Genomic DNA, 10,649 nt, shown 5'->3' on the forward strand with positions numbered 1-10,649 from the left:
CGGACGCGCAGGCGGCCATGGTGGGCGGCGGAAAAGCTCCGCGCCGAGATACGCCGCCACGTCTTCCGCGTTGCCGAAGCGGGCGAACTGCGCGTCACGACCAGCATCGGCGTCGCGTCGTTCGACGGCCACCCCGACTACGCCTATCTTATCGAGCGCGCCGACAGGGCGCTCTACCGCGCCAAGCGCGCCGGCCGCAACCGCGCCGAGGCGGCATGAGAAAGGCCGCCCCGCGGGAAGGCCGCCCCGCGACCAGGGCGGCCTTGCCGGGCAGGCGGTCCGGGCCGGGAGCGGCGTCAGACGCGTTTTTCCCCGCCCAGGGCTTCGACCAGCTCGGCCATCATCTTGGCCAGCTCGCCGGTCATGAGCATCATGTCGGAATCGAACTTCTCGTCGTCGTTCTGCGTGACCGTGTCGTTGCCTTCCTTCAGCACGTCCAGCGGCGCCACGCGCTTGATGTCCAGCCCTTCGGTCAGCACGAACGAGATGCGGTCGGCCCAGGTCATGGCCAGGCGGGTGCACTGCTTGCCTGACTGGATGTGGCGGCGCACGTCGTCCGGATCCAGCGTGTGCTTCACGTAGCGGATCGCGGCGCGGCTTTCGCCCGAGGCGCGCAGCTCGGTGTCCTGGTCGATGCTGAAGTTGGCCGGGGCTTCGTCTTCGGCCAGCCAGCCGGTCATGGCCGAGGCGGGAGACTGGGCGACGTAGAGATTCTCGAGCGGGAACGGATCCACGCACTTGGCCAGCAGGCCGATCACTTCGTCGGCCTTGGCCGAGGCGGCGGCGTCGATGACCAGCCAGTGATTCTGCGGATCGATCCAGACGCGGGTGTCGCGATACACGCTGAAGGCGCGCGGCAGCAGCTCGTCGGTGACGCGCTCCTTGATTTCCTTCATCTGCTTGCGGCCGGGCTTGTAGCCCTGCTGCTCCTCGATTTCCTGGGCGCGGGCCTTGGCGACCTGGTTCACCACCGTGGCGGGCAGCAGCTTCTTTTCCGCGCGCAGCGTAAGCAGGATCTGGCCGCCGACCACGTGCGCCAGGCCGCCATTTTCGCGCGGCGGCACCCAGCCCAGGCTCTGCATTTCGAGGTTGTTGCCGGCCTGGTAGGCGTGCCGGGCAAGCGTGTCTTCAAGCTGCTCGCCGGTAAGCGTCCACGGCGAGGAAAGGCGGTAGATCTTGAGATTCTTGAACCACATGGGCGTCGGCCAAAAGGAGAGATTCTATAACGATGCGGCGCCGGGCCGCAGCGGCCTGGCGCGCGGGCGCGACACGACACGTTCTGTCACTGACAGGCGCGGCCCGAATAGGGTAACGTCCGCCGCACCTGTCACGGAGTAGGAGCCAACAATGAAAATCTCGACCCTGATCGGCGCCGTGCTGATCGCGCTGGGCGTCGCCGCGCTGGCGTACAAGGGCTTTAACTACAAATCCGAGGAAACGGTGCTGCAGATCGGCTCGGTGAAGGCCACGGCCGAAACCGAGAAATCGGTGGCGATTCCGGGCTGGGCCGGCGTGGCGGCCATCGTGGCCGGCGTGCTGGTGATCGGCCTGGGCATGCGCCGCTGAAACGGGCCGGAGGTTTTCCGCTGGCGTCGGTTCCGGGCTCCGGGGCCGTGCGCCGCGCTTCGCCGCCTCCCGAGGGAGGCTTTTTTGCGCCGCGGCCGGGCGGCAAAAAAAAAGACGGCCCGGCTGTTGGGGCCGGGCCGCTACGGGAGCACGCAATACCGCGTCATAAAAGGCTCGCGGGGAACGCGGTATCGGTGTCAGAGGACCAGCCCTGCAATCGTCCGGCAGGGGGATCAGTAGCCGGTCGATATGGCGCAAGGCCGTAATCTGAGCTGCCAGTCTAGCCCTGGGGGTCTGACATCGTCCTGAATCCGGCGTCATGAAAAACGGGGCGGGCGTTGCGTCTTGCCCCGGGCCCGCCGCCATGCTCCGGAGGGCAAAAAAAAAAAGCTCCTCGCGGAGCTTTGGAAAGGCCGGGCGGGCGCAGCAGTCCCGCCCGGCGGGGGATGGCCTGTCAGGCGTTGATGTCGTTGTCCTTGGTTTCGCGCAGGAAGAGCGTGCCGATGACCAGGGTCATGACCGCGATGATGATCGGATACCACAGGCCGTCGTAGATATTGCCGGTGGCAGCCACCACGGCGAAGGCGACCGGGGGCAGGAAGCCGCCGAACCAGCCGTTGCCGATGTGATAGGGCAGGCTCATCGAGGTGTAGCGGATGCGGGTCGGGAACATTTCGACGAGCATCGCGGCGATGGGGCCGTACACCATGGTCACGTAGATGACCAGGATGGTCAGCAGCACCACCACCATGACCTGGTTGGTCTGGGCGGGATCGGCCTTGGCCGGATAGCCGTGGCTGCGGATGGCGGCCGTCAGGGCCTTGTCGAGCTCGGCGGCCTTGGCCTTGAACTCGGCAGGCGGCAGGCTCTTGCCGTCGAAGGAGGCGAACTCGTCATTGCCGATCTTCACCTTGGCCATCGCGCCGGCCGGCGCGGCCTCGTTCTTGTAGTTCACCGAGTTGCGGGCCATGAAGGACTTGACCACGTCGCAGGAGCTGGTGAAGGAGGCCGTGCCCACCGGGTTGAACTGGAAGGAGCAGGTCGCCGGATCGGCGATCACCGTGACCGGCGCCGAGGCCTGGGCCTTTTCCAGCGCGGGGTTGGCGAAGTGCGTCAGGCCCTGGAAAATCGGGAAGTACGTCACCGCGGCGATCAGGCAGCCCGCCATGATGATGGGCTTGCGGCCTATCTTGTCGGACAGCGCGCCGAAGATCACGAAGAACGGCGTGCCGATCAGCAGCGCCACCGCGATCATGATGTTGGCGGTGTTGGCATCGATCTTCAGCGTCTGCGTCAGGAAGAACAACGCGTAGAACTGGCCGGTGTACCAGACCACGGCCTGGCCGGCGGTCAGGCCGAGCAGCGCGAGCAGCACGACCTTCAGGTTGCGCCACTGGCCGAAGGACTCGGCGATGGGCGCCTTGGAGCCCTTGCCTTCTTCCTTCATGCGCTTGAAGGTGGGCGACTCGTTGAGCTGCATGCGGATCCACACCGAGATGCCCAGCAGCACCACGGAGATCAGGAACGGCACGCGCCAGCCCCAGGCCTTGAAGTCGTCTTCGCCCATGAACGAGCGCACGCCCAGGATCACCAGCAGCGACAGGAACAGGCCCAGCGTCGCGGTGGTCTGGATCCAGCTCGTATAGAAACCGCGGCGGCCATGCGGCGCATGCTCGGCCACGTAAGTGGCGGCCCCGCCGTATTCGCCGCCCAGCGCCAGGCCTTGCAGCAGGCGCAGGATGATCAGCACCGCCGGCGCGGTGATGCCGATGCTGGCGTAGCTGGGCAGCACGCCCACCAGGAAGGTGGACAGGCCCATGATGACGATGGTGACCAGGAACGTGTATTTGCGCCCGACCAGGTCGCCCAGGCGGCCGAACACCAGTGCGCCGAAGGGGCGCACGGCGAAGCCGGCGGCAAAGGCGAGCAGGGCGAAGATGAAGGCCGCCGTGGGGTTCACGCCCGAGAAGAAGTGCTGGGCGATGATGGCCGCGAGCGAGCCGTACAGGTAGAAGTCGTACCACTCGAACACCGTGCCCAGCGACGACGCAAAAATGACGCGGCGTTCATCCTTGGTCATGGGGCGCGGACCCGCGGATGGACCGCGGTCTGTCATGGTTGCTGTGCTCATGATGTCTCCTCGTTTTATGGCCGGCGCTCGTGCGCCGTGCTCTACCCTCCGCCGGCTGGACCGACATCGAGCTAACGGCAAGGTAGGGAACGAGGCTGACGAGGTTCTGACGAGAGACTTACCTGAATCTTAAATTTGAAACAAAATGTTATAACAGCGGGAGAAGCTAGGGATAATCCTTAGGGCCGCGCGAGGCTGCCGGCCCGGGCGGCGGGTCCGGCGCGTACGCGCCCCGGCGTTGCAGGCTATGCGTCCCAGGCGCCGGAAGCGGGCCGGTAGGGCGGGAAGGTGACGCGGATGCGCGTGCCCGGCAGGTCGGAGTGCGAGGTCGGGTGCGCGCTGATCTGCACGCTGGCCTGGTGCTTCTGCGCGATCTCGCGCACGATGGCGAGTCCCAGGCCGCTGCCGTCGGATTGCGTGCCCAGCACGCGGTAGAAGCGGTCGAACACGCGCTCGCGTTCTTCGGGCGGGATGCCCGGGCCGGAATCTTCCACGTCCAGCACGCCGCGTCCGTCCACCAGCGCCGCCCGGACGGTGATGTGGCCGCCGCGCGGCGTGTAGCGCAGCGCGTTGTCCACCAGATTGTTCAGCAGCTCGGCCAGCAGCAGCGGATTGCCGTTGATGAGCACGGGCGTGTCCGATCCCTCGAAGCCGAGGTCGGTATTGAGCGACAGGGCCATGGGCACCCAGTGCGAAGTCTGTTCGGACGCGACCGCGTTGAGGTCGGTTTCGGTCATGCCGATGGCGCTGGGGTTTTCGGCGCGCGCCAGCAGCAGGAGCTGGTTGACCAGGCGGGTGGCGCGTTCCGAGCCGGTGACGAGCTGGCGCAGGCTGGACTGCATTTCCTCGGGGCTGGCGTCGCGCAGGGCCAGTTCCGCCTGGGTGCGCAGCCCGGCCAGCGGCGTCTTCAGCTGATGCGCCGCGTCGGCGACGAAGCGCCGCTGGGCCTGCACGTTGGCCGACAGCCGGTCGAGCAGTTCGTTCATGGCGCTGACCAGCGGCGCGATCTCCGAGGGCGCGGCGCGCTCGTCGATGGGCGAGAGGTCGTCGGGGCGGCGCGCCCGCAGGCGCTGCTGCAGCGCATTGAGCGGCGCCACGCCGCGCGACAGGCCGAACCACACCAGCAGCACCGCGATGGGCAGCACCACGAACTGCGGAATGATGACGCCCTTGATGATGTCGTTGGCGAGCTGGGTGCGCTTCTCCACCGTCTCGGCCACGATCACCAGCGCGGGTTGCGTGTGGGGCAGGTTGAGGTCCACCCACGTGTAAGCCAGCCGGACGCCGAAGCCGCGCAGGGTGTCGTCTTCGTACTGGACCTCGTCCGGACGGGGCTGGCCGACACTGGCGGGCAGCGGCAGGGCGCGGTCGCCGCCCAGGTATTCGCCCCGGCTGCCCAGCACCAGCCAGAACACGCTGTCGGTCTCGTCCGCGCGCAGCACGTCGCGCGCCGCGTCCGTCATGCGCAGCACGGCGCGTCCGTCCTGGGCGTGCACCTGCCGCGTCAGCACGTGCAGGTTATTGGCCAGCGCCCGGTCGTAGGGCACGTTGGCGATGTTCTGCGCCACCACATAGGTAATGGCCACGCTCATGGGCCACAGCAGGAAGAGCGGCGCCAGCATCCAGTCGAGGATCTCGCCCAGCAGCGAGCGTTGCGGCGGGGCGAAGCTGGGCCCCTTGGCGCCGGCCCGCATGACGTCCAGCGCCTCCTGGTTCAGGGCTTCGGGCGGCTGCGCTTCAGTTCGCGAGGTAGGCGGCACCCTGGTCGCGCTCAAGACAGTATCCCAGCCCGCGCACCGTGATGATCTTCACGCCGCTGGGCTCCAGCTTCTTGCGCAGGCGGTGCACGTAGACTTCGATGGCGTTGGTGCTGACTTCCTCGCCCCATTCGCACAGGTGGTCCACGAGCTGGTTCTTGCTGACCATGCGGCCGCTGCGCGTCAGGAGGATCTCGAGCAGGCTGACTTCGCGCGCGGAGAGGTCCAGCGTCTGGTCGTCCACCATGGCCACCCGGCCTGTCTGGTCGAACACCAGCCGGCCATGCTTGATCACCGTGCCGCCGCCGCCCGCGCCGCGGCGGGTGAGCGCGCGCACGCGCGCTTCCAGCTCGGACAGCGCGAATGGCTTGGCCATGTAGTCGTCCGCTCCCAGGTCCAGGCCCTTGACCCGCTGCTCGACGCTGTCGGCGGCCGTCAGGATGAGGACGGGCAGGGCGGAATTGCGGGCGCGCAGCCGGCGCAGCACTTCCAGCCCGGCGAGCTGGGGCAGCCCGAGGTCGAGGATGAGCAGGTCGAAAGCCTGCGCGGCCAGCGCCGAATCGGCCGCCAGCCCGTCGCGCACCGCGTCCACGGCATAGCCGTTGTGGCGCAGCGACCGCGACAGGCCGTCGGCCAGGATGCTGTCGTCTTCAGCGATGAGGATACGCATGGGAGAAAAAAGGGGCGAAACGCCGGAATCTCCCGGGGATTCTGGCATATGGCAGGCGCCTTGCCACTCAGGGTATACGTGGAAAATCCTGGCGCACTGGTTTTTTGTACAGTACAATCCGATGCCATAATCTGCACCTGCGTTGCGCCGCGCGCACCCGCGCCCGCGCTTTTTCTCCGCACTCCCCTACGCGACTGAACGCGACTGATACGCTACTGACAGCCACAGACAGGACACTACATGGACGACAAAACCACCAAGGCCGCCGCATCGGAAAAAGCCAAGGCGCTCGCCGCCGCGCTTTCGCAGATCGAGAAGCAGTTCGGCAAGGGCTCGATCATGCGCTACGGCGACAACGAGGTCTCGCACGACATCCAGGTGGTTTCCACGGGTTCGCTCGGCCTGGACATCGCGCTGGGCGTGGGCGGCCTGCCGCGCGGCCGCGTCATCGAGATCTACGGCCCGGAATCCTCCGGCAAGACCACGCTCACGCTGCAGGTCATCGCCGAAATGCAGAAGCTGGGCGGCACCTGCGCCTTCGTCGACGCCGAGCACGCGCTGGACGTGCAATACGCCGCCAAGCTCGGCGTCAACCTCACCGACCTGCTCATCTCGCAGCCCGACACCGGCGAACAGGCCCTCGAAATCACCGACGCCCTGGTGCGCTCGGGCTCGGTCGACCTCATCGTCATCGACTCGGTGGCGGCCCTGGTGCCCAAGGCCGAAATCGAAGGCGAAATGGGCGACTCGCTGCCGGGCCTGCAGGCCCGCCTGATGAGCCAGGCGCTGCGCAAGCTCACCGCCACCATCAAGCGCACGAACTGCATGGTCATCTTCATCAACCAGATCCGCATGAAGATCGGCGTCATGTTCGGCAACCCCGAAACCACCACGGGCGGCAACGCGCTGAAGTTCTACGCCTCCGTGCGCCTGGACATCCGCCGCATCGGCTCCATCAAGAAGGGCGACGAGGTCATCGGCAACGAAACCCGGGTCAAGGTCGTGAAGAACAAGGTGTCCCCGCCTTTCAAGCAGGCGGAATTCGACATCATGTACGGCGCCGGCATCTCGCGCGAAGGCGAAATCATCGACCTGGGTGTGGCCGCCAACGTCATCGACAAGTCCGGCGCCTGGTATAGCTACAACGGCAACCGCATCGGCCAGGGCAAGGACAACGTGCGCGAATACCTGAAGGAGCACAAGGAACTCGCCATCGAGATCGAGAACCGCATCCGCGAAAACCAGGGTATCGTGAGCCGTGCCGCCGAGTTCCCGCCCAGCGAGGCCGAAGACGACGGCGAATGAGCGCCGGGCCGCGGACGGGCCGGCCCCGGGACGGCTGCTCCGCTGACGGCGGTCCGGAACCCGTCCGTCCAGGGCCGGTCTGTCGAAGGCGGTCCCGCGGCGCCGGGCCTGCCCGGCCGCGCGGCCTGTCCCGGGCTGGTTTTCTTTTCGTTTCCGCCATGATCCGCAAGCCGACTACTTCTTCCGCCGCCGAGCGGCTGCGCGCCCGGCTTGACGACGAATTCGAAACCGTGGCCAGGCCCCAGGGACTGACGCGCAGTTCCGATACGGCGCGCCGGGGCGCGCGCCCGGATGCTCCGCCAGGCGCCGGGGCCGATGGCGGCGCGTGGCAGCGCACGTCCGAGCGGCGCTTGGCGCAAGACCGGCGCCGCGCCGGCGATCGGGGCGGCTTGTCGTCCGGCAAGACCGATGTTCCCGGCGGCGGCTCCGATGGCGATCCCGGTTCCGGCGCCGCGAAGCGCGCGGGCGGCGCCCGCCAGCCCACGCTGAAAATGCGCGCGGTGGGCTATCTCTCGCGGCGCGAGCACGCGCGCGGCGAACTCGCCCGCAAGCTCGCCCCGTATGCCGAAGACCCGGCCGAAGTCGAGGCCGTGCTCGATGCCCTGGAAAAAGAAGGTTGGCTTTCCACCGAGCGGTTTGCGCAAAGCCTGGTGCACCGCCGCGCGTCCCGCCAGGGCGCCGCGCGCATCGTGCAGGAGCTGCGCCAGCATGGCGTGGACGAAAACCAGGTCGCCGGCCTGCGAGAGCAGTTGCGCGCCACCGAGTACGAACGCGCCCGCGAAGTCTGGCGCAAGCGTTTCGGCGAAGCGCCGCAAGACCGCAACGCCTACGCGCGGCAGGCGCGTTTTCTCGCCAGCCGGGGATTCGCCCACGACGTCATCCGCCGCATCCTGGGCGAAGGCGAGGACGACGCCTGAGAACCCTACGCCGGCCGGCGCGGGCGCAGGCTACGCCTGCTTGGCCGACTTGATCCCGCTCAGCGTCTTGAAGCACACGTCGCGGGTAATCGTCAGGAACTGGTCCAGATACGAGGCTTGCGTGTCTTCGCTGCGCACCGCCGCATACAGCGTGCGCCATACGCCCTGCGGCCCCAGGCGGCACAGCCGCAGCCAGCCCTGGTTCATGTACTCGGTGAGCGCCCAGTTGGGCAGGGCCGCCACCCCGCGGTTGCTGGCCACGAGCTGGGCGATGATGGGGGTGAGCTCCGCCTTGCGCACGGCGGCCGGTTCCACGTCGGCAGGATCGAGAAACACCGTGAATATGTCCAGCCGCTGCCGGTCGACCGGGTAGGTAATGAGCGTCTGGTCCGCCAATTGCTCCGGCATGACGAATTTGCTGCCGGCCAGCGGGTTGGAGTCGGACACGGCCAGCACCAGCTCGTACTTGAACAGCGGCAGGAACTCCACCGCGTCCAGGGGCTGGGGGTCCGAGGTAATGACCAGGTCCAGGTCGCCGCGCACCAGCGCGGGCAGGGGGGCGAAGGAAAACGCGGCCGAGAGGTCCAGCGCCACGTCGGGCCATTGCGCGCGGAACGCGTCCAGCGCGGGCATCAGCCACTGAAAGCAGGAATGGCAGTCGATGGCAAGGTGCAGCCTGCCGGTGCGCCCGGCGGCCAGCCGCTGCAGCTCGCGTTCGGTGGCGCGGATGCGGGGCAGCACCTCGTCGGCCAGCGCCAGCACGCGCAATCCGGCGGTGGTCAGCCGTGCCGGCCGGGTCCGGCGATTGAGCAGGGGCGTGCCCAGGCGGGTTTCCAGGTCGCGCAATTGGTGCGACAGCGCGGATTGCGTCAGGTGCAGCCGTTCGGCGGCTTCCTGCAGGCTGCCACCCTCGCGGATGGCGGTGAGCGTTTCGAGGTGACGGATTTCCAGCATGGCGGCACGGCGGATGGGGGTGAGGGAGCAGGGGAGGCACGGCGGGGGCGCGGATCCCCGTTGCGCGTCATAAGTTTATATTTTATGAGATTCTCTCATCTTATGAATGTAGAGATTGATTTTGTCTCAAGTAGATTTCCCGGCAGAATGAGCGCTGCTTGAATAAAACTTGTGCAAGAGCGATTTCAATATGACAATCATTCATAATTTGGGGTTTCCCCGCATTGGCGCGCACCGCGAACTGAAGCGCGCCGTCGAGGCCTACTGGGCCGGCAAGCAAAGCGCCGAGCAACTGGAACAGACGGGCCGCGAACTGCGCGCCGCACACTGGAAGCTGCAGGCCGCCGCGGGCCTGCGCTTCGTGCCGGTGGGCGATTTCGCCTGGTACGACCAGATCCTGGAATGGACCACGCTGCTGGGCGCCGTGCCCGCCCGCTTCGGCCAGAAAGACGGCGAGCCGGTCTCGCTGGACACGCTGTTCCGCATGGGCCGCGGCCGCGCTCCGTCGGGCAAGCCCGCGGCGGCCTGCGAAATGACGAAGTGGTTCGACACCAACTACCACTACATCGTGCCCGAACTGGTGCCTGGCCAGGCGTTCCGCATCGCCCGCGAATCGCTGTTCGACCAGGTCCGCGAGGCGCAGGCGCTGGGCCATGCCGTCAAGCCCGTCATTCCCGGGCCGCTGACCTGGCTGTACCTGGGCAAGGGCGACGCCTACGCCCAGGGCGCTGCCGATCCGGCCAAGCTCGATCTGCTGGCCGCGCTGCTGCCCGTATACCAGGAAGTGCTGGCGCGTTTCGCGAAGCTCGGCGTGGAGTGGGTGCAGATCGACGAGCCCATCCTGGCGCTGGACCTGCCCCAGGCCTGGCGCGACGCCTACGCCCGGGCCTATGCCAGGCTGGCCGACAGTCCGCTCAAGCTGCTGCTGGCCACCTACTTCGACGCGCTGGGCGACAACCTCGCCACGGCGCTGGCGCTGCCGGTGGCCGGCTTGCATGTGGACCTGGTGCGCGCGCCCGGCCAGCTGGCCGACGTGGCCGCGGGCCTGGGCGAGGGCAAGGTGCTGTCGGCCGGCGTCATCAACGGCCGCAACATCTGGCGCACCGATCTCGACGCGGCGCTGCAGACCCTGGCCCCCGTGAAGCGGCAACTGGGCGAACGCCTGTGGCTCGCGCCTTCGTGCTCGCTGCTGCACGTGCCGGTGGACCTGGCCAACGAAACCGAGCTCGACGGCGAACTCAAGAGCTGGCTTTCCTTCGCAGCCCAGAAGCTGGAAGAACTGAGCCTGCTGGGCCGCGCGCTGGACGGCTCGCAGGACGCCGAGGTGCAGCAGGGGCTGGCCGCGCAGC

8 protein-coding genes and 1 pseudogene are annotated in these 10,649 nt (G+C 67.6%); 4 read left to right on the plus strand and 5 right to left on the minus strand.

The window, feature by feature from the left end:
• Positions 1-296: 296 nt before the first annotated feature.
• Positions 297-1,196, minus strand: a complete 900-nt coding sequence (locus AD428_RS09680; protein WP_053245020.1) for a recombination-associated protein RdgC — start codon at positions 1,194-1,196, stop codon at positions 297-299.
• Between the two features lie 151 nt (positions 1,197-1,347).
• On the opposite strand from AD428_RS09680, the gene AD428_RS09685 reads away from it, so the two are divergent.
• A complete protein-coding gene (locus AD428_RS09685; RefSeq protein ID WP_053245021.1) occupies positions 1,348-1,566 on the plus strand; it encodes a hypothetical protein in 219 nt (72 codons plus the stop codon).
• Positions 1,567-2,020: 454 nt separating this feature from the next.
• Here the strand turns inward: AD428_RS09685 and AD428_RS09690 are convergent, their stop codons facing one another.
• The 3 genes from AD428_RS09690 to AD428_RS09700 form a co-directional block, all read right to left on the minus strand.
• Positions 2,021-3,697 carry an MFS transporter gene (locus AD428_RS09690; protein WP_152968035.1) on the minus strand — a complete coding sequence of 559 codons (1,677 nt, stop codon included), beginning with the start codon at positions 3,695-3,697 and terminating at the stop codon, positions 2,021-2,023.
• Between the two features lie 245 nt (positions 3,698-3,942).
• Entirely contained in the window at positions 3,943-5,319 is a 1,377-nt protein-coding gene (locus tag AD428_RS09695) for a sensor histidine kinase (protein ID WP_152968036.1), read from the minus strand.
• Positions 5,320-5,434: 115 nt separating this feature from the next.
• Positions 5,435-6,124, minus strand: coding sequence for a response regulator transcription factor (locus tag AD428_RS09700; RefSeq protein WP_053245024.1), 690 nt, complete (start codon positions 6,122-6,124; stop codon positions 5,435-5,437).
• A 240-nt stretch (positions 6,125-6,364) separates the two neighbouring features.
• Here AD428_RS09700 and recA point away from each other — a divergent pair, with 240 nt between their 5' ends.
• Positions 6,365-7,429, plus strand: coding sequence for a recombinase RecA (recA, locus tag AD428_RS09705; protein ID WP_053245025.1), 1,065 nt, complete (start codon positions 6,365-6,367; stop codon positions 7,427-7,429).
• Between the two features lie 158 nt (positions 7,430-7,587).
• A complete protein-coding gene (gene recX, locus AD428_RS09710) occupies positions 7,588-8,346 on the plus strand; it encodes a recombination regulator RecX (RefSeq protein ID WP_053245026.1) in 759 nt (252 codons plus the stop codon).
• Positions 8,347-8,376: 30 nt separating this feature from the next.
• On the opposite strand, the gene AD428_RS09715 is transcribed toward recX, so the two are convergent.
• On the minus strand, positions 8,377-9,300 hold the full coding sequence (locus AD428_RS09715) for a LysR family transcriptional regulator (RefSeq protein ID WP_053245027.1): 924 nt from the start codon (positions 9,298-9,300) through the stop codon (positions 8,377-8,379).
• A 190-nt stretch (positions 9,301-9,490) separates the two neighbouring features.
• Here AD428_RS09715 and AD428_RS09720 point away from each other — a divergent pair.
• Positions 9,491-10,649 (plus strand): annotated as a pseudogene (locus AD428_RS09720) (5-methyltetrahydropteroyltriglutamate--homocysteine S-methyltransferase); the annotation flags it as partial.

Source organism: Achromobacter sp. DMS1 (assembly GCF_001270295.1).

Bases quoted from the DNA above. Each gene is read 5' to 3' on its own strand.
- recA (WP_053245025.1), top strand. From the start codon at position 6,365: ATGGACGACAAAACCACCAAGGCCGCCGCATCGGAAAAAGCCAAGGCG.
- AD428_RS09685 (WP_053245021.1), top strand. From the start codon at position 1,348: ATGAAAATCTCGACCCTGATCGGCGCCGTGCTGATCGCGCTGGGCGTC.
- recX (WP_053245026.1), top strand. From the start codon at position 7,588: ATGATCCGCAAGCCGACTACTTCTTCCGCCGCCGAGCGGCTGCGCGCC.
- AD428_RS09690 (WP_152968035.1), bottom strand. From the start codon at position 3,697: ATGAGCACAGCAACCATGACAGACCGCGGTCCATCCGCGGGTCCGCGC.
- AD428_RS09700 (WP_053245024.1), bottom strand. From the start codon at position 6,124: ATGCGTATCCTCATCGCTGAAGACGACAGCATCCTGGCCGACGGCCTG.
- AD428_RS09695 (WP_152968036.1), bottom strand. From the start codon at position 5,319: ATGCTGGCGCCGCTCTTCCTGCTGTGGCCCATGAGCGTGGCCATTACC.
- AD428_RS09715 (WP_053245027.1), bottom strand. From the start codon at position 9,300: ATGCTGGAAATCCGTCACCTCGAAACGCTCACCGCCATCCGCGAGGGT.
- AD428_RS09680 (WP_053245020.1), bottom strand. From the start codon at position 1,196: ATGTGGTTCAAGAATCTCAAGATCTACCGCCTTTCCTCGCCGTGGACG.